The following is an 18,488-nucleotide window of genomic DNA, read 5'->3' on the forward strand; positions in this document are numbered from 1 at the left end:
AATGATGAATCATTTACCAATGCCAGCCTTCGGCCCGCTTTCCGGGGTACGCGTTGTCTTTTCAGGGATCGAAATTGCCGGTCCGTTCGCCGGACAGATGTTCGCCGAATGGGGCGCTGAGGTTATCTGGATTGAAAACGTCGCATGGGCCGATACCATCCGCGTACAGCCTAACTATCCGCAGCTCTCACGCCGTAACCTGCACGCCCTGTCACTGAATATTTTCAAAGATGAAGGCCGGGAAGCGTTTCTGAAGCTGATGGAAACCACCGATATTTTCATTGAAGCCAGTAAAGGTCCGGCCTTTGCCCGCCGCGGTATTACCGATGAAGTGCTGTGGGAACATAACCCGAAACTGGTTATCGCCCACCTTTCCGGCTTTGGCCAGTTTGGTACCGAGGAGTACACCAATCTTCCGGCGTATAACACCATCGCACAGGCGTTCAGCGGCTATCTGATCCAAAACGGCGACGTGGATCAGCCAATGCCCGCCTTCCCGTACACCGCCGATTACTTCTCCGGGATGACCGCAACGACAGCAGCGCTGGCGGCCCTGCACAAAGTGCGCGAAACGGGTAAAGGTGAAAGCATCGATATCGCTATGTACGAAGTGATGCTGCGCATGGGTCAGTATTTCATGATGGATTACTTCAACGGCGGCGAAATTTGCCCACGCATGACCAAAGGCAAAGACCCGTATTACGCTGGCTGCGGCCTGTATAAATGCGCCGATGGCTATATCGTCATGGAGCTGGTCGGCATCACGCAAATCAACGAATGCTTCAAGGATATTGGCCTCGCCCACATTCTTGGCACACCGGAAGTCCCGGAAGGCACCCAGCTTATCCATCGTGTTGAATGCCCTTACGGCCCGCTTGTGGAAGAGAAACTGGACGCCTGGCTGGCAACGCACACCATCGCCGAAGTCCAGGCGCGCTTTGCTGAGCTGAACATCGCCTGCGCGAAGGTGCTGACTATTCCTGAACTGGAAGGCAACCCGCAGTACGTTGCCCGTGAATCTATTACGCAGTGGCAAACAATGGATGGCCGCACCTGCAAAGGGCCAAACATCATGCCAAAATTTAAAAACAACCCGGGGAAAATCTGGCGTGGCATGCCGTCACATGGCATGGATACTGCCGCCATTCTGAAAAATATTGGTTATAGCGAAGCAGACATAAATGAGCTGGTCGGCAAAGGCCTGGCCAGAGTTGAGGAATAAACGCGACGCGCTGACCCCTCGATGGTTAGCGCTCACGCCTGATTTCAGTGGATAAAGCAATATGGATATCGTTGGCGGACAAAACTTACGTCAGATGTGGGACGACCTGGCCGGGGTGTACGGAGATAAAACGGCGTTAATTTTCGAATCCTGCGAAGGAATCGTTCGGCAGTTTAGCTATGCCTCGCTCAATGAAGAGATTAACCGCACGGCAAACCTGTTCCATTCCTTAGGGATCCGCAAGGGCGATAAGGTCGCATTGCATCTGGATAACTGTCCGGAATTCATTTTTTGCTGGTTTGGGCTGGCAAAAATTGGCGCCATCATGGTACCGATTAATGCCCGCTTGCTGGGTGAAGAAAGTGCCTGGATCCTGCAAAATAGCCAGGTAAGTCTGCTGGTCACCAGCGCCCAGTTTTATCCTATGTACCGCCAGATACGACTGGAAAATAGCACCCCGCTTAATCATATCTGTCTGATTGGCGAACAGCTTCCGGCTGACGACGGTGTGAGTCACTTTACCCAACTGCAATCCCGCCAGTCCACCACGCTGTGCTATACGCCCGCGTTATCCACTGACGATACGGCGGAAATTCTGTTTACCTCAGGCACCACCTCGCGGCCTAAAGGGGTGGTAATTACCCACTACAACCTGCGGTTTGCAGGCTACTACTCTGCCTGGCAAATCGCCCTGCGCGATGATGACGTCTACATGACGGTGATGCCCGCGTTTCATATCGACTGTCAGTGTACCGCCGCAATGCCCGCATTCTCCGCTGGCAGCACCTTTGTGCTGCTAGAGAAGTACAGTGCCAGGGCGTTCTGGAATCAGGTGCATAGATATAAGGCGACGGTTACCGAATGCATTCCGATGATGATCAGAACGCTAATGGTGCAGCCCGCTGCACCAACCGACAGACAACATCACCTGCGCGAAGTGATGTTCTACCTCAATTTATCCGAGCAGGAAAAAGACGATTTTACCGAACGCTTTGGCGTCAGGCTGCTGACCTCCTACGGTATGACTGAAACCATCGTCGGTATTATCGGCGACCGTCCCGGTGACAAACGACGCTGGCCCTCCATTGGTCGCGTGGGATTTAGCTATGAAGCCGAAATCCGTGACGATCACAACCGTCCCCTGCCCGCCGGAGAAATTGGCGAAATCTGTATTAAAGGCGTGCCGGGCAAAACAATCTTCAAAGAGTACTACGCGCAGCCGGAGGCTACCGCCAAAGCGCTGGAACCTGAGGGCTGGTTGCATACCGGTGATTCGGGCTATCAGGATGAGGATGGCTATTTTTATTTCGTCGACAGGCGCTGCAACATGATTAAACGCGGCGGAGAAAATGTCTCCTGCGTCGAGCTGGAAAATATTATTTCTGCGCATCCCAAAATTCAGGACATTGTGGTTGTCGGTATTAAAGATTCGATCCGTGATGAAGCCATTAAAGCGTTTATCGTCCTTAATGAAGGTGAAACATTAAGCGAAGCCGAGTTCTTCAGCTTCTGCGAAAACAATATGGCGAAATTCAAGGTTCCCTCTTTTATGGAGATAAGAACCGACCTGCCGCGCAATTGTTCAGGAAAAATAATCAAAAAAAATCTGAAATAACCCTTCCGACAGGAACTCCTCCTGCCGGGAAATCTATTTATCTGGAGATGAACTATGAGTGATTCATTACATCTGACCCGTAACGGCCCGATCCTGGAAATTACCCTCGACCGGCCTAAAGCCAATGCCATTGACGCCAAAACCAGCTTTGCCATGGGTGAAGCGTTTCTTAATTTTCGTGACGACCCGGAATTACGCGTAGCGATTATCACCGGCGGCGGTGAGAAATTCTTTTCTGCAGGCTGGGACTTAAAAGCGGCAGCTGAAGGTGAAGCGCCAGATGCCGATTTTGGCCCAGGCGGCTTCGCCGGTTTAACCGAAATTTTCGATCTCGATAAGCCGGTCATCGCTGCGGTAAACGGCTATGCGTTTGGCGGTGGTTTTGAATTGGCGCTGGCAGCGGATTTTATTGTCTGCGCGGAAAATGCCAGCTTCGCACTGCCGGAAGCCAAGCTCGGGATCGTGCCTGACAGCGGCGGCGTACTGCGTCTGCCTAAGCTGCTGCCACCGGCAATCGTCAACGAAATGGTGATGACCGGCAGACGAATGAGCGCCGAAGAAGCGCTGCGTTGGGGCATCGTCAACCGCGTTGTCAGCCAGGGCGAACTGATGGATAGCGCGCGTGAACTGGCGCAGCAATTGGTCAATAGCGCTCCGCTGGCTATCGCCGCACTGAAAGAGATCTATCGCACCACCAGCGAAATGCCGGTGGAAGAAGGCTACCGCTACATCCGCAGCGGCGTGCTGAAACACTATCCATCTGTACTGCATTCGGAAGATGCGCTTGAAGGTCCGCAGGCGTTTGCCGAAAAACGCGACCCGGTGTGGAAAGGTCGTTAATGAGCCGATGCCGGATAGCGATTCGCTGATCCGGCAATAAAACCGAGATAAAACGATGAGCTACTACGCCTTTGAGGGCCTGATTCCGGTGGTACATCCGGATGCCTTTGTCCATCCCAGCGCCGTGCTGATTGGCGATGTCATAGTGGGTGCCGGAGTTTATATTGGCCCGCACGCATCATTGCGCGGTGACTATGGTCGCTTGATCCTGGAGGCTGGTTCTAATTTGCAGGATGGCTGCATCATGCACGGCTACTGTGACACCGATACCATCGTGCATGAGAACGGACACATCGGCCATGGCGCAATCCTGCACGGTTGCGTGGTGGGCAGAGATGCGCTGATCGGCATGAACAGCGTCATTATGGACGGCGCAGCGATTGGTGAAGAGAGCATTGTCGCCGCCATGAGCTTTGTCAAAGCCGGATTTCAGGGAGAGGCAAGGCAGATGCTGGTTGGCTCACCCGCTCGCGTATTGCGTGAAGTCACGGACCAGGAACTGCACTGGAAACGGCTAAACACCAAAGAGTATCAGGATCTTGCAACTCGCTGCCACACAGGTCTACACGAAACACTGCCCTTAACGCGGGTCGAAGAAAACCGGCCACGCCTGAAAGGCACAACGGACGTAAAACCCAAATCAGCACAGTAATTGATGCCGGATGCGCTCACGCTTATCCGGCCTACGCGTCAATCACCGTTTATGCCGCCATCAGGCAAACTGATTATTAGCGACGCATACTCTTGGAGAGCATCATCTGCCATTTCTGCTCACGGTTGAGCTCTGTTGGAGGAACGGCAGACAGGCGTGGCGTTTTCGCCATGCTCACCTTTTTCTCCTGCAAATTGTGATTCAGTCGGCTATAGAGATGAGAGTCAATACTCACGACTTTCACCAGACGCTGGCACTGACAACCCCGACCGGCAATCTGATTAGGGATCATCTTAACTTCACAAACAATTTCTCCCACTTCCGACAGAATATAAGAGAGCGTATTAATTGCTTTGCAGTGCTCGATATCAAAATGGCGGGAAATTTCCTTTGCGGTGATCCAACGATCCTCGGCCATCATCCAGTCAGCAATTAACAAATAAAGCGGTCTTTCAACATATTTTTCACACATAAGCACACCATTTTCACAAATTAAAAATCTGGCTACGGCCTGTCCAAATTAATAAAAACTAAGCCATATTAAAATTGTGGATATAAAGGATAGTATGCGACTTGAATGTTGATTAGTGTGAGCAATATCGTGCTTATTACATTGAAAATGTGGTTACGGAAACGGACTTGTCCAGGAATGACCTTACGCAAGACAAAAAAAGGGTTTCTTTACAGAAACCCTTTCAAAATTATATTACAGATCCGGTTAGAGCAATATTCACCGGACCTTTTGTTTATTACTTTTTGATCTGCGCGTGCATTTCCTGCACCGAGGTTACCTTCTCGGTGGCATCGGCATTCAACGCCATCGCTGTGGCGAAACCGCCGTTCAGCGTAGTGTCATAATGCACTTTGTACTGCAGCGCGCTGCGGCGAATAAGCTTGGAGTCTTCAATCGCCTGACGACCTTCGGTGGTGTTGATGATATAGGTGTACTCGCCATTCTTGATACGGTCCTGAATGTGCGGACGACCTTCATGCACCTTGTTCACCAGACGTGGATTGATACCCGCTTCACCCAGAACAATCGCGGTCCCGTGCGTCGCATCCAGCTCGAAGCCAAACTTCAGCAGTTTCGCTGCCAGGTCAACCACGCGCTCTTTATCGCCTTCGCGAACGGAGAGCAGTGCACGACCCTGTTTTTTCATGGTGGAGCTACTGCCCAGCTGTGCCTTGGCGAACGCTTCAGCGAAGGTACGGCCCACGCCCATCACTTCCCCGGTAGAGCGCATTTCTGGCCCTAACAGCGGGTCAACGCCCGGGAACTTGTTGAACGGCAGCACCACTTCTTTTACCGAGTAGTACGGCGGGATAACTTCTTTGGTTACGCCCTGCTGTGCCAGCGTTTTCCCGGCCATCACGCGCGCCGCGACTTTCGCCAGCGGTACACCAGTTGCCTTGGAGACGAACGGAACGGTACGTGCCGCACGCGGGTTCACTTCAATCAGGTAAACTTCGTTATTCTTCACTGCAAACTGGACGTTCATCAGACCGCGAACCTGCAGTTCGAAGGCCAGTTTCTGCACCTGTTGGCGCATCACATCCTGAATTTCCTGACTCAGGGTGTACGCTGGCAGAGAACATGCGGAGTCACCGGAGTGCACGCCCGCCTGTTCGATGTGCTCCATGATGCCACCAATCAGCACCATTTCACCGTCGCAGATAGCGTCCACGTCCACTTCAACCGCGTCATCAAGGAAACGGTCCAGCAGTACCGGCGCATCGTTAGAAACGCTGACTGCGGTCTGGAAGTAGCGACGCAGGTCGGCTTCGTCGTAGACGATTTCCATCGCGCGACCACCGAGAACATACGACGGACGCACTACCAGCGGGTAGCCAATCTCTTTCGCCTTCTCAACAGCCTGTTCGATAGCCGTTACGGTAGCATTCGCCGGTTGTTTCAGCTTCAGACGGTCAACCGCCTGCTGGAAACGCTCGCGGTCTTCCGCGCGGTCGATGGCATCCGGGCTGGTACCGATAACCGGTACACCTGCCGCTTCCAGCGCACGCGCCAGCTTCAGCGGGGTCTGCCCGCCGTACTGTACGATGACGCCTTTCGGCTTCTCGATACGAACGATTTCCAGTACGTCTTCCAGCGTGACCGGTTCGAAGTACAGGCGGTCAGAGGTGTCGTAATCAGTTGAAACGGTTTCCGGGTTACAGTTGACCATGATGGTCTCGTAACCGTCTTCGCGCAGCGCCAGCGAGGCGTGTACGCAGCAGTAGTCAAACTCAATACCCTGACCGATACGGTTTGGACCACCGCCCAGCACCATGATTTTATCGCGGTCAACGGACGGGTTCGCTTCGCACTCATCTTCATAGGTGGAGTACATGTAAGCGGTGTCGGTGGCAAATTCTGCCGCACAGGTATCCACGCGTTTGTAGACCGGGTGCAGATTGTACTGGTCGCGCAGTTTGCGGATTTCCGCTTCGCGAACGCCGGCCAGTTTCGCCAGACGCGCATCGGCGAAGCCTTTGCGCTTCAGTACGCGCAGGAAGTCAGCGTCGAGGCCGTTGATGCCAAGGTCGGTGACTTTTTCTTCCAGACGTACCAGCTCTTCAATCTGCACCAGGAACCAGCGGTCGATGTTAGTCAGGTTGAACACGCCATCGACGGACAGGCCAGCACGGAAGGCATCGGCGATGTACCAGATACGCTCAGCGCCAGCGTCTTTCAGCTCGCGACGGATTTTAGTCAGTGCTTCCGGGTCGTCCAGGCTTACTTTCGGGTCGAAGCCGGTCGCGCCCACTTCCAGACCGCGCAGCGCTTTCTGCAGCGATTCCTGCTGGGTGCGGCCAATCGCCATCACTTCACCGACAGATTTCATCTGCGTGGTCAGACGGTCATTAGCGCCAACGAATTTCTCGAAGTTGAAGCGTGGAATTTTCGTCACAACGTAGTCGATGGACGGCTCAAACGAGGCCGGAGTACGGCCACCGGTGATGTCGTTCATCAGTTCGTCGAGGGTGTAACCTACGGCCAGCTTGGCAGCGACTTTCGCAATCGGGAAGCCGGTAGCTTTGGACGCCAGCGCCGAGGAGCGGGATACGCGAGGGTTCATTTCGATGACAATCAGGCGACCGTTTTTCGGGTTTACCGCAAACTGGACGTTAGAACCGCCAGTTTCTACGCCGATTTCACGCAGTACCGCCATCGAGGCGTTACGCATGATTTGGTATTCTTTGTCGGTCAGCGTCTGGGCTGGTGCTACGGTGATGGAGTCACCGGTATGGATGCCCATCGCATCGAAGTTTTCGATGGAGCAGACGATGATGCAGTTGTCGTTTTTATCACGCACCACTTCCATCTCGTACTCTTTCCAGCCAATCAGTGATTCATCAATCAGCAGCTCGTTGGTTGGGGAAAGATCCAGACCGCGTTCGCAGATTTCTTCGAACTCTTCGCGGTTATAGGCGATACCGCCACCGGTACCGCCCATGGTGAAGCTAGGGCGGATAATGCACGGGAAGCCAACGTCAGCTGCAACCGCCAGCGCTTCTTCCATGGTGTGAGCGATGCCTGAACGCGCGGTGTCGAGACCAATCTTCTTCATCGCGATATCGAAGCGACGACGGTCTTCCGCTTTATCAATGGCATCCGCCGTTGCGCCAATCATTGTCACGCCGAACTCAGCCAGTACGCCCTGGCGTTCCAGTTCCAGCGCACAGTTCAGCGCTGTCTGACCGCCCATGGTTGGCAGCACTGCATCCGGACGTTCTTTCTCAATAATTTTGCGTACCACTTCCCAGTGAATCGGCTCGATGTAAGTGGCATCGGCCATTTCCGGGTCGGTCATGATGGTTGCCGGGTTGGAGTTCACCAGAATAACGCGGTAACCCTCTTCACGCAGGGCTTTACACGCCTGCGCGCCGGAATAGTCAAACTCACACGCCTGACCGATAACAATCGGACCCGCGCCCAGAATCAGGATACTTTTTATGTCTGTACGTTTTGGCATGGCTCTTTTACTCCTGATTATTTCGCGGACTGACGGTATTGCTCAATTAACTCGATAAAGTGGTCGAACAACGGTGCAGCGTCGTGCGGACCCGGACTCGCTTCAGGGTGCCCCTGGAAGCTAAACGCCGGTTTATCGGTACGATGAATCCCCTGCAAGGTGCCGTCGAACAGTGACTTGTGGGTCACGCGCAGGTTGGCAGGCATGGAGGCTTCATCTACGGCAAAACCGTGGTTCTGTGCGGTGATCATCACGGTATTGTTATCAATATCTTTTACCGGATGGTTACCGCCGTGGTGGCCAAACTTCATCTTAATGGTCTTCGCACCGCTCGCCAGCGCCAGCAGCTGATGGCCGAGGCAGATGCCAAATACCGGAATATCGGTTTCGAGGAATTTCTGAATCGCGGTAATTGCGTAGTCGCACGGCGCCGGGTCGCCAGGGCCGTTGGACAGGAAGATACCGTCCGGATTCATCTTCAGAACGTCTTCTGCTGAGGTTTTCGCCGGTACAACCGTCAGGCGGCAGCCGCGGTCCGCTAACATACGCAGAATGTTACGTTTGGCACCGAAATCGTAAGCCACAACGTGGAACGGCATTTCATCGGCAGATTTCGCTTCCGGCAGGTTACCGGCTAGTGTCCAGCTCCCCTGCGTCCAGCTATAAGGCTCCGCGGTGGTTACCTCTTTCGCCAGATCCATACCGTTCAGGCCAGGGAAAGCTTTTGCTTTTTCCAGTGCCAGCGCCGCATCCGGGTTATCGCCCGCGATGATGCAGCCGTTCTGTGCGCCCTTTTCACGCAGCAAACGCGTCAGCTTACGGGTATCGATATCAGCAATCGCCACAATGTTATGGCGCTTGAGGTAAGAAGAGAGGTCTTCAGTATCGCGGAAGTTGCTGGCAATCAGCGGCAGGTCGCGGATGACCAAGCCTTGCGCATGTACCTGAGAAGATTCTGCATCGGCTTCATTGGTGCCGACATTACCGATATGAGGATAAGTAAGAGTGACGATTTGGCGGGAATAGGAAGGATCAGTGAGGATTTCTTGATAACCGGTCATTGAAGTATTGAAAACGACTTCCCCAACCGCCGAACCTGTTGCCCCTATGGCCCGACCGTGAAACTGGGTTCCGTCTTCCAGAACCAATAGCGCTGACTTAATCAAAACACCCTCCAGAGAATATTCACTCACTTTATTTGCATATTAATTCATTAACACCTCATGAATCAATGCAAATTTGCTTACCTATGGATTTCTGGCAAACGGCGGCATTCTAGAGATAGCTCACACAAAAGTCTACCCAAAAGGGCTTTTTTTATTATTATTTTGCGCCACTGGGATAAAACACACGACTTAACAGGCAAAAAGATCAGCTAACTCAGGGTGGAAAACGCTTGCGGCAGGCAAAGAGTGTAAAAACAGAATGCGGGAGAGAAAAAAGTGGACCATTTGGTCAAAATTTACATTGAGATAACAGAACAACCCAACAAAACATAGAAAAACAACCAATTAAAAGAAAATACACATTCAAAATCTAAAAATAAAAGGGCAATAAAATATTGCCCTATGTAATCAAATAATTATGATTACAATAACCACATCACGAAGGGTAATGAAAGCTATAAACTGCGTAAATCAAGCACATCTTTCATATCAAAAAGACCATTTGACTTTGATTTTAGCCAAATTGCCGAACGCACTGCGCCATTGGCAAAAGTCATGCGGCTGGACGCTTTATGCGTGATCTCAATACGCTCGCCAATATCAGCAAACATCGCGGTATGCTCACCGACGATATCCCCCGCACGCACCGTGGCAAAACCAATCGTGCCCGGTACGCGCTCGCCGGTGTAACCTTCACGCGAATAGACGGCACACTCTTTTAAATCTTTATCCAGCGCCCCGGCAATCGCCTCGCCCATCGCCAGCGCAGTGCCTGACGGCGCATCAACTTTATGGCGGTGGTGAGCTTCAATAATCTCAATATCGGTGTAATCGCCCATCACTTTCGCCGCCTTCTCCAGCAGCTTAAGCATAACGTTCACGCCGACGCTAAAGTTCGCGGCGAAAACGATCGCAATCTCCTGCGCGGCATCACGAATAGCCTGTTTACCGGCATCGTCAAAGCCGGTGGTGCCAATCACCATCCCTTTACCGTGCTGGCGGCAAAACGCCAGATGCGCCAGCGTGCCTTCCGGGCGGGTAAAATCGATGAAAACATCGAAATCATCTTTCACCGCTTCAAGGCTGCTTTGCACGGTAACGCCCGTTTTTCCAGCCCCCGCTAATTCTCCGGCATCGCTTCCCAGTAAGGACGAGCCTTCGCGCTCTAACGCGGCACCCAATTGAACACCTTCCATCGCCATGGCGGCCTGGATTAACTGCCGTCCCATGCGGCCACCGGCGCCGGCAATGGCGACACGGATTTGTGCTTCATGCATAGCTATTCTCTTTTATAAAAATTGCGTAAACCGTTTTCAGAGTAACCAGCGCGCCCGGAGGCCGCTAGCTGAAAACACCCATAATTAGAATTTAATGATAAACAGAGGGGAATATCAGTAAAAGACATGATTCATCCCGCAGGATGAATCATTGCTGGAGCACAGGAAAGAAGTCAAACTTACTCAGTATGGCGCAAAATGATGGGAAAACGACGGAAATACGAGCATAAATCAGCCAGTCTGCGTAGATATTTTCGCGAGTGTGGTTTTATAGCACGAGCGTGTAGTTGACGATCATTTGCCCTTTTTTCATCTTCACCTGAGTAATCGTCACCGGTCCAATCTCAGAGAGATGGGCAACATGCGTCCCTCCGCAGGGATAAGCGAGGAGAGGACCAAATCCAACCTGCCGCAACCCGTCGGTGAATGTCACTTGTCTGGAGAGATTGTCTGCCTGCCAGGCGTTGATTTTCTCCTGCAGCGATAGCGTATCCGGTAACGTACCGTTTTCACCGGCGGCGAAAGTAATGCGCCCCTCATTGGGCCAATGGTGTGCTTTCACCGGGATCCAGCCGAACGCTGTACCCGCCAGGCCGATAAGATGTCCTGCCGAGTGCAGGCGGGCGTGTAGTTGACGCAACGCGGCATCCACACGCAGGTTCACGATACCGGGGAGGAGCGGTTTTGCCACGATGTGCACCACATCGTCACCACTCGCGAGGACTGTTTCAACCCGCTCATCATCAATCCAGCCCGCATCCGCAGGCTGCCCGCCTCCCTGCGGGTGAAAAAGGGTTCTATCCAGTACCACCGCGTACCGTCCATCCGGCTCAGCCGAGCAACTCAGTAAGTTAGCCTGGCCTTCAGTGTTATCGCTGGTGTAATAAAGACGTTCAGTCATGATTGCTCTCCTATTGATGGGAAGAGTATATTCACTTTACTGACGGCGATAATCCTGCGCTGGTTCAATGCATCTTTGCCTGGTACGCACAAATGAACCCTAACCTTCTTCCCGACCTTGCCACCTTTGTGTTGATTATCGACCAGGGGAGCTTCTCCGCTGCCGCCAAAGCCTCGGGTGCTACGCCTTCCGCTATTAGCCGCAGCGCTTCACGCCTCGAGAAGGCGTTGGGCAGTAAGCTGCTGCACCGTACGACGCGCAAGCTGGCGCTCAGCGAAACGGGCAAAATTGTGTATGCACACGCGCAGGAAATGCTGCATGCGGCGCAAATGGCCGTCGACTCAGGCAGCAGTCGACAAACCATCGCGCAAGGGCAACTGACCCTCAGCGTGCCGAAAGCGGTGGGGCGATTTGTCATTCATCCACTGATGGCCGAATTCTTTACGCGCTACCCGCAAGTGGACGTCTGCCTTCGGCTGGAAGACCGGTATATGGATTTAATCGACGACGGCGTCGACCTTGCACTGCGCATCAGTCAGTCGCCCTCCCCGGGCCTGTACGGGAAACCGCTGATGCCGGTCAGCCATGTGATATGCGCAACCCCCGAATACTTACGCAAGCACGGTACGCCCGAGCATCCACAGGCACTGCGCGAGCATAGCTGTATCAGTCTTGGCGAGACACCTGCGGATTCACGTTGGAAGTTTCGACGCGGTGAGCGCATGGAGACCATTCAGACTCATGGCCGCTACGCCGCCAACCACACCGGTGTACGTCTGGACGCGGTAAAAAAGGATCTGGGAATCGGCAGCCTGCCACTGTTCACCGCCAGCGAGGCACTCGCCAATGGCGAGATTGTCCAGGTACTGCCAGAATGGGAATTTATCAGCGACTACAGCGGGGAACTGTGGCTGCTATGGACGCGCAATCAACATATGCCCGCCAGAATGCGGGCGATGATTGATTATCTCAGCGAGAAGGTGCCGTTGCACAACACCTGATTACAGCGCGCGGGCAAATACCTCTGCCACCCACTGCTGGAAACCTTCAACGTTCAGGCCCAGCGCAACCTGCGCATTTGCCGGATGCCCCAAGCGTCCTTCAATGTCCACTACCGTCGTACCCGAGGTATATTCGCCCTGGGTTTCAACCGCCACGAAACACGACTGCAGGGTAAACAGTTCCGGGCGCACCAGCCAGGCAATGGCACACAGATCGTGCATTCGCAGCCCCGTATTCATGCTGCCGCTACGGTAATGGCTAAACAGTGCATGCAGCATTTTTCCCGTCTGGTTAAGTTGAGGCAACGTCGCCAGATAGTCTGGGGCGAGCATGGCCTGATTGGTCACATCCAGCCCACACATCACAATCTCCAGCTCACTCTGGAAGACTTTCGCTGCGGCCTCGGGATCGATAGCAATATTAAACTCGGCGTTGGGTGTGAAGTTCCCACGCCCGGCAGAGCCGCCCATAATCACCAGACGGTGAATGTTGAATACGCATTCAGGATAATGGGTCAGCAGCAGCGCAATGTTGGTCAGCGGGCCAATTGCCACCAGCGTCACGGGCTGCGGGGCATGCATCAGCGCATCGCGAATCGCCTGGAAGGCGGGTTTTGCCATCGCCTGCCGGTCGTGCTCGACAAATTCATACCCTTCCATACCGGACTCGCCGTGCACGGAAGCGGCATCACGCAGCGGTCGCACCAGCGGCATTGATGCTCCCTGCGCTAGCGGAACATCCGCATTCCAGAAGTGCAGCAGTTGCAACGCATTACGGGTGGTTTTTTCCACCGACACATTGCCTGCTACCGTGGTCATCAGTTGCAGATCCAGCTCAGGGGCAAACAGCGCGGCGGCAATGGCCGCGGCATCATCAATGCCGGGATCGGTATCAAGAATGATCGGTAAGCGCATGGTTTCTCCATAAAAAATGCCAGACGTTAAGTCTGGCATCTTCTCATAATCGTAACCGGAAAGACTTACTCTACTTCACGAACATCCACACGCAGCTCTTTCGGCACTTCGAAAACGATGTTCTCTTCGCGGCCTTCCAGTGGGCTCGCTTCCCCACCGCCAAGCTCTTGCAGGCGAGCAATCACGTTTTGCACCAGGATATCCGGCGCCGAGGCTCCGGCCGTCACGCCCACACACTTCGCTTCTTTCACCCACGCTTCCTGAATGTCGGTCGCATCGTCAATCAAATACGCCGCTTTCCCCATTCGCTGGGCCAGTTCAGCCAGACGGTTGGAGTTAGAGGAGTTCTTCGAGCCGACCACCAGCACAACATCAGCCTGTTCCGCCAGCGCGCGAACCGCTTCCTGACGGTTGGTGGTGGCATAACAGATATCGTCTTTGCGCGGCCCGACAATTTTCGGGAAGCGTTGACGCAGCGCATCAATAACGTCAGAAGTGTCGTCAACGGAAAGCGTTGTCTGCGTCATGAAGGATAATTTTCCTTCATTTTTCACATTCAGTTTCAGCACATCATCTGGTGATTCAACCAGATACATTCCCCCTTGCGGGTTGCTGTACTGGCCCATCGTGCCTTCGACTTCCGGGTGCCCAGCGTGACCAATCAGAATGGATTCTTCACCACGACGACTGGCACGGGCAACTTCCATATGCACTTTCGTTACCAGCGGGCAGGTCGCATCAAAAACCGTGAGGTCACGGCCTTTGGCTTCGTTACGCACCGCCTGAGATACGCCATGAGCGGAGAAAATCAGGATCGCGCCATCCGGCACTTCGCTGATTTGCTCGATAAAAATAGCGCCGCGCTCGCGCAGGCTATCCACCACATAGCGGTTATGCACCACCTCGTGACGGACATAAATCGGCGCGCCATAAATAGCCAGCGCGTTTTCCACAATGCTGATAGCGCGGTCTACGCCAGCGCAAAAACCGCGCGGGTTGGCCAACAGGATCTGCATTTTACGCCTCCAGTGCCGGTTCGACTTCCAGCACTTCAATATCAAAATGAACGGTATGCCCGGCCAGCGGATGGTTGAAATCAACCGTGATCGAATCACCGTTGATTTCGCGGATCACGCCAGGCATCTCACTGCCGTCCATTGCGGTAAAGAGCATGATAGCGCCAATTTCTGGCTCGCCCGCGTCCATAAACTCCCGACGCGAGAAATACTGAATTAAGTCCGGACTTGACACGCCAAAGGCGGCATCCGGTTCCAGAGCAAAAGTGGTTTTATCACCTTCTTTTAGCCCCAACAGGTGTTGTTCCAGTCCTTCAGACAGAGAACCGTCGCCCAGGCGAAACAGCGCAGGCTTGCCGTTATTGCGGGTTGACTCTGCGGTTGAGCCATCGTCGAGCTTAAGGGTGAAGTGCACCAGCACCGCACTGTTACTCTGTACTGATTTAGACATGCAGGTTGCTCTTTAAAATTGCTGCCGCCTGTTTGCCCGGTGGCGATACGCTTACCAGGCCAACAAGGATCGCAGTATATTGTAGGCCGGATTAGCATAGCGCCATCCGGCATTTTTTTATGCGGCTTTTTTCTCTTTCGACGGCAGGAAGCCTTCGAGAACAATCAATGCCGCGCCGATACAGATAGCAGTATCGGCCAGATTGAAGGTCGCGAAATGCCAGTCGCCGACGTAAAAGTCAATCATATCAACCACGAAGCCGTGCCACAGGCGGTCGAACAAGTTGCCCAGCGCACCGCCAATGATTAACGCATACGCGATGTTGTTCAGCTTCTGGGTCGCCTTCGAGCGATACATCATCACCATCAGGATGACGCAAATACCGATGGCGATGCCGGCAAAGAACCAACGTTGCCAGCCGCCGCTGTCGGCTAAGAAGCTAAACGCCGCACCATAGTTACGCGCGTAGTGCAGATTAAGCGACGGAAACAGCGACACCGTATCCCCCAGAGCAAAGTTCTGGAGGATCAGGTATTTGCTGCCTAAATCGATAATCAGCACGACTACCACCAGCCACAGCCAGCGTAGTCCTGTTGAACAAAGAGGCTTACTCATCAGGCAAACTTACGTTGTTCGCCATCACCGGCGATGTTGCTGACACAGCGTCCGCAGATATCTGCATGTTCCGCCACCTGGCCGACGTCGGTAGTGTAATGCCAGCAGCGCGGGCATTTCTCACCTTCGGCTTTGCTCAGTACGATTTTCAGACCTTTGAGCAGTTCGCTCTGCTGAGCATCAGCAGGAGCCGCTGCATAATCCGCAACCGTCGCACCAGAGGTCAGAAGTACAAAACGCAACTCTTCGCCCAGCGCGGTCAGTTTCGCCGCCAGCTCAGGTTCAGCGTACAGGGTCACTGCAGCCTCCAGAGAACCACCGACTTTCTTATCCGCACGCGCCTGTTCGATGACTTTGTTCACTTCGCCACGCACTTTCAACAGCTCGTCCCAGAAGGCATCGTTCATCGCTTCGGTTTCGCCTAAGCCAAACAGACCTTCGTACCATTCACCGGTAAAGACATACTTCTCACGATCGCCCGGCAGGTAGCCCCAGATTTCATCGGCGGTGAAGGACATGATCGGCGCCATCCAACGAACCAGCGCTTCAGCGATATGGAACAGCGCTGTCTGGCAGCTACGACGCGCCACGCTATCCGCTTTCGCGGTGTACTGACGGTCTTTGATGATGTCGAGGTAGAACGAACCCATTTCGACGGAGCAGAAGCGCATCAGGCGCTGTACCACTTCGTGGAAGTCATAGGCTTCATAGGCTTTCAGGATTTCGTCCTGCGCCGCTTGCGCACAACCTACCGCCCACCTGTCCAGCACCACCATCTCTTCCGGTTTCACCATGTCTTTAACCGGATCGAACCCGTTCAGGTTCGCCAGCAGGAAGCGCGCGGTGTTACGGATACGACGATAGCTGTCGGCAGCACGTTTCAGAATTTCGTCAGAAACGGCCATTTCACCGGTATAGTCGGTTGAAGCCACCCACAGACGCAGAATATCCGCGCCCAGTTTGTTCATCACATCCTGCGGAGAAACGGTGTTACCGATAGACTTGGACATCTTACGGCCCTGACCATCAACGGTGAAACCGTGAGTCAGTACCTGGCGATAAGGTGCTTTGCCTTTCATGGCGGTGGAGATCATCAGAGATGACATGAACCAGCCACGGTGCTGGTCAGAGCCTTCCAGATACATATCTGCCGCATGGCCTGCAAACTCAGGACGTACGTCCACGACGGAGGAGTGGGTTGAACCAGAGTCGAACCACACGTCCAGCGTATCCGGGACTTTGACATACTGGTCAGCTTCGTCACCGAGGATATCTTTCGGATCGAGATCCCACCACGCCTGGATGCCGTCAACTTCAACGCGTTTAGCCACTTCTTCCATCAGTTCGATAGCGCGCGGATGCAGCTCTTCGGTGTCTTTGTGAACAAACAGAGACATCGGCACACCCCACGTACGCTGACGGGAGATACACCAGTCAGGACGGTTGGCAACCATTGATTCAATACGCGCCTGGCCCCAGTCCGGGATCCACTGCACGCCTTTGATCTCTTTCAGGGACTGCGCGCGCAGGCCTTTCTGATCCATGCTGACGAACCACTGCGGCGTCGCACGGAAGATGATCGGTGACTTGTGACGCCAGCAGCATGGGTAGCTGTGCTGCATCTTCTCAACGTGCAGCAGCGCACCTTTTTCGCTCAGCAGCGCAACGATTTTGTCGTTGGCTTTAAAGACGTTCACGCCGTCCAGATCCGGATAAGTACCCGCCAGGTATGCGCCGTCCGGGCCAACCGGGTTAGCGATTTCCAGACCGTATTTCTGGCTGATGACGTAGTCATCCGGACCGTGACCGCCAGCGGTATGAACCGCACCGGTACCCGCATCCAGCGTAACGTGATCGCCAAGGATAGCCGGCACATCAAAGCCCATAAACGGATGGGTAAAGCGCAGCAGTTCCAGCTCAGCGCCTTTAACGGTGCCGAGAATGGTGTATTCAGCCGCGCCAATACGCTGCATAACGCTTTCAACCAGATCTTTCGCCAGAATCACAGCCTGGCCGTCAATCTGCACCAGCGCATAGTCAAAATCAGGTGCCAGAGAGATTGCGCGGTTCGCCGGTAACGTCCACGGGGTAGTGGTCCAGATAACCAGAGAGATCGGGCCGTTGACGTCAGAAACGCCAAATTTCGCTTTCACCGCATCCTGATCGGCGGCGTGGAACGCCACGTCGATGGACGGGGAGGTTTTGTCATAATACTCAACTTCCGCTTCCGCCAGCGCGGAACGGCAGTCAACGCACCAGTGCACCGGCTTCGCACCTTTGTGCAGGTGACCGTTACCGATGATTTTACCCAGCGCACGAATGATGTTGGCTTCGGTTTTGAAGTCCATGGTCAGGTACGGATGCGACCAGTCGCCCAGTACGCCAAGACGGATAAAGTCTTTACGCTGACCGTCAACCTGGGTCGCTGCGTATTCGCGGCACTTGGCACGGAACTCAGCGGCGGTAAACTTCTCGCCCGGTTTGCCGTATTCCTGCTCTACTTTCAGCTCGATCGGCAGACCGTGGCAGTCCCAGCCCGGAACGTAAGGCGAGTCATAACCCGTGAGTCCTTTGGACTTCACGATAATGTCTTTCAGAATCTTGTTAACCGAGTGACCAATATGAATGCTGCCATTCGCATAAGGAGGGCCATCATGCAGAATGAAGGTTTTTTTGCCTTTTTTGGCCGCACGAATGATGCCGTACAGGTCATCATCAGTCCAACGCGCCAGCATTCCCGGTTCGCGCTTGGCGAGATCGCCGCGCATCGGGAACCCTGTTTCCGGCAAATTCAGGGTTGATTTATAGTCACTCATCAGATTCTCGGTTCCGTATTTAAAACT

15 protein-coding genes are annotated in these 18,488 nt (G+C 53.8%); 5 read left to right on the forward strand and 10 right to left on the reverse strand.

Annotation, left to right across the window (positions count from 1 at the left end; all coding sequences use genetic code 11):
• Positions 1-4 precede the first annotated feature (4 nt).
• The 4 genes from caiB (at position 5) to caiE (ending at position 4,329) form a co-directional block, all read left to right on the forward strand.
• Positions 5-1,222 carry an L-carnitine CoA-transferase gene (gene caiB / locus ACHHZ7_RS07030; protein WP_003018901.1) on the forward strand — a complete coding sequence of 406 codons (1,218 nt, stop codon included), beginning with the start codon at positions 5-7 and terminating at the stop codon, positions 1,220-1,222.
• Between the two features lie 61 nt (positions 1,223-1,283).
• Entirely contained in the window at positions 1,284-2,837 is a 1,554-nt protein-coding gene (caiC, locus tag ACHHZ7_RS07035; RefSeq protein WP_060682769.1) for a crotonobetaine/carnitine-CoA ligase, read from the forward strand.
• Between the two features lie 54 nt (positions 2,838-2,891).
• Positions 2,892-3,677, forward strand: coding sequence for a crotonobetainyl-CoA hydratase (caiD, locus tag ACHHZ7_RS07040; protein WP_032942338.1), 786 nt, complete (start codon positions 2,892-2,894; stop codon positions 3,675-3,677).
• Positions 3,678-3,732: 55 nt separating this feature from the next.
• On the forward strand, positions 3,733-4,329 hold the full coding sequence (gene caiE, locus ACHHZ7_RS07045) for a carnitine operon protein CaiE (protein ID WP_008786161.1): 597 nt from the start codon (positions 3,733-3,735) through the stop codon (positions 4,327-4,329).
• A gap of 76 nt (positions 4,330-4,405) precedes the next feature.
• Here caiE and caiF read toward each other — a convergent pair whose 3' ends face one another.
• The 5 genes from caiF to ACHHZ7_RS07070 form a co-directional block, all read right to left on the reverse strand.
• Entirely contained in the window at positions 4,406-4,801 is a 396-nt protein-coding gene (gene caiF / locus ACHHZ7_RS07050; RefSeq protein WP_003829705.1) for a carnitine metabolism transcriptional regulator CaiF, read from the reverse strand.
• A 277-nt stretch (positions 4,802-5,078) separates the two neighbouring features.
• A complete protein-coding gene (gene carB / locus ACHHZ7_RS07055; protein ID WP_003829707.1) occupies positions 5,079-8,303 on the reverse strand; it encodes a carbamoyl-phosphate synthase large subunit in 3,225 nt (1,074 codons plus the stop codon).
• Between the two features lie 17 nt (positions 8,304-8,320).
• Positions 8,321-9,469 carry a glutamine-hydrolyzing carbamoyl-phosphate synthase small subunit gene (carA, locus tag ACHHZ7_RS07060; protein ID WP_060682770.1) on the reverse strand — a complete coding sequence of 383 codons (1,149 nt, stop codon included), beginning with the start codon at positions 9,467-9,469 and terminating at the stop codon, positions 8,321-8,323.
• Between the two features lie 455 nt (positions 9,470-9,924).
• Positions 9,925-10,746: a 4-hydroxy-tetrahydrodipicolinate reductase gene (gene dapB, locus ACHHZ7_RS07065; RefSeq protein WP_060682771.1), complete on the reverse strand. Its 822-nt coding sequence runs from the start codon at positions 10,744-10,746 to the stop codon at positions 9,925-9,927.
• A gap of 268 nt (positions 10,747-11,014) precedes the next feature.
• Positions 11,015-11,647, reverse strand: coding sequence for a hypothetical protein (locus tag ACHHZ7_RS07070; RefSeq protein ID WP_060682772.1), 633 nt, complete (start codon positions 11,645-11,647; stop codon positions 11,015-11,017).
• A 92-nt stretch (positions 11,648-11,739) separates the two neighbouring features.
• Between ACHHZ7_RS07070 and ACHHZ7_RS07075 the strand changes: the two genes are divergently transcribed.
• Positions 11,740-12,648 carry a LysR family transcriptional regulator gene (locus ACHHZ7_RS07075; RefSeq protein ID WP_032942336.1) on the forward strand — a complete coding sequence of 303 codons (909 nt, stop codon included), beginning with the start codon at positions 11,740-11,742 and terminating at the stop codon, positions 12,646-12,648.
• Here ACHHZ7_RS07075 and rihC read toward each other — a convergent pair whose 3' ends face one another.
• From rihC to ileS, 5 genes are all read right to left on the reverse strand, one after another.
• The gene (rihC, locus tag ACHHZ7_RS07080) at positions 12,649-13,563 is read right to left on the reverse strand and encodes a ribonucleoside hydrolase RihC (protein ID WP_060682773.1); all 915 of its coding nucleotides are present in this window, start codon (positions 13,561-13,563) and stop codon (positions 12,649-12,651) included.
• Between the two features lie 65 nt (positions 13,564-13,628).
• Complete coding sequence (ispH, locus tag ACHHZ7_RS07085; RefSeq protein WP_060682774.1) at positions 13,629-14,579, reverse strand: 4-hydroxy-3-methylbut-2-enyl diphosphate reductase; 951 nt, start codon at positions 14,577-14,579, stop codon at positions 13,629-13,631.
• A 1-nt stretch (position 14,580) separates the two neighbouring features.
• Positions 14,581-15,030 carry an FKBP-type peptidyl-prolyl cis-trans isomerase gene (fkpB, locus tag ACHHZ7_RS07090; RefSeq protein WP_003018929.1) on the reverse strand — a complete coding sequence of 150 codons (450 nt, stop codon included), beginning with the start codon at positions 15,028-15,030 and terminating at the stop codon, positions 14,581-14,583.
• Positions 15,031-15,147: 117 nt separating this feature from the next.
• Positions 15,148-15,645, reverse strand: coding sequence for a signal peptidase II (gene lspA, locus ACHHZ7_RS07095; protein ID WP_003018932.1), 498 nt, complete (start codon positions 15,643-15,645; stop codon positions 15,148-15,150).
• Positions 15,645-18,461 (reverse strand): isoleucine--tRNA ligase, encoded by a 2,817-nt coding sequence (gene ileS / locus ACHHZ7_RS07100; RefSeq protein WP_003829724.1) that lies wholly within the window; start codon positions 18,459-18,461, stop codon positions 15,645-15,647. Before ileS ends, lspA begins: the two co-directional genes overlap by 1 nt.
• Between the last annotated feature and the right edge of the window lie 27 nt (positions 18,462-18,488).

The sequence above is a fragment of the Citrobacter freundii complex sp. 2024EL-00216 genome (assembly GCF_043945515.1).
Lineage (GTDB): Bacteria > Pseudomonadota > Gammaproteobacteria > Enterobacterales > Enterobacteriaceae > Citrobacter > Citrobacter portucalensis.

What these genes read in the sequence shown, in the direction of transcription:
- caiD (WP_032942338.1), top strand. Translation starts at nt 2,892, where the DNA reads ATGAGTGATTCATTACATCTGACCCGTAACGGCCCGATCCTGGAAATT.
- rihC (WP_060682773.1), bottom strand. Translation starts at nt 13,563, where the DNA reads ATGCGCTTACCGATCATTCTTGATACCGATCCCGGCATTGATGATGCC.
- carB (WP_003829707.1), bottom strand. Translation starts at nt 8,303, where the DNA reads ATGCCAAAACGTACAGACATAAAAAGTATCCTGATTCTGGGCGCGGGT.
- caiF (WP_003829705.1), bottom strand. Translation starts at nt 4,801, where the DNA reads ATGTGTGAAAAATATGTTGAAAGACCGCTTTATTTGTTAATTGCTGAC.
- ispH (WP_060682774.1), bottom strand. Translation starts at nt 14,579, where the DNA reads ATGCAGATCCTGTTGGCCAACCCGCGCGGTTTTTGCGCTGGCGTAGAC.
- caiC (WP_060682769.1), top strand. Translation starts at nt 1,284, where the DNA reads ATGGATATCGTTGGCGGACAAAACTTACGTCAGATGTGGGACGACCTG.
- ACHHZ7_RS07070 (WP_060682772.1), bottom strand. Translation starts at nt 11,647, where the DNA reads ATGACTGAACGTCTTTATTACACCAGCGATAACACTGAAGGCCAGGCT.
- dapB (WP_060682771.1), bottom strand. Translation starts at nt 10,746, where the DNA reads ATGCATGAAGCACAAATCCGTGTCGCCATTGCCGGCGCCGGTGGCCGC.
- caiE (WP_008786161.1), top strand. Translation starts at nt 3,733, where the DNA reads ATGAGCTACTACGCCTTTGAGGGCCTGATTCCGGTGGTACATCCGGAT.
- fkpB (WP_003018929.1), bottom strand. Translation starts at nt 15,030, where the DNA reads ATGTCTAAATCAGTACAGAGTAACAGTGCGGTGCTGGTGCACTTCACC.
- ileS (WP_003829724.1), bottom strand. Translation starts at nt 18,461, where the DNA reads ATGAGTGACTATAAATCAACCCTGAATTTGCCGGAAACAGGGTTCCCG.
- ACHHZ7_RS07075 (WP_032942336.1), top strand. Translation starts at nt 11,740, where the DNA reads ATGAACCCTAACCTTCTTCCCGACCTTGCCACCTTTGTGTTGATTATC.
- lspA (WP_003018932.1), bottom strand. Translation starts at nt 15,645, where the DNA reads ATGAGTAAGCCTCTTTGTTCAACAGGACTACGCTGGCTGTGGCTGGTG.
- caiB (WP_003018901.1), top strand. Translation starts at nt 5, where the DNA reads ATGAATCATTTACCAATGCCAGCCTTCGGCCCGCTTTCCGGGGTACGC.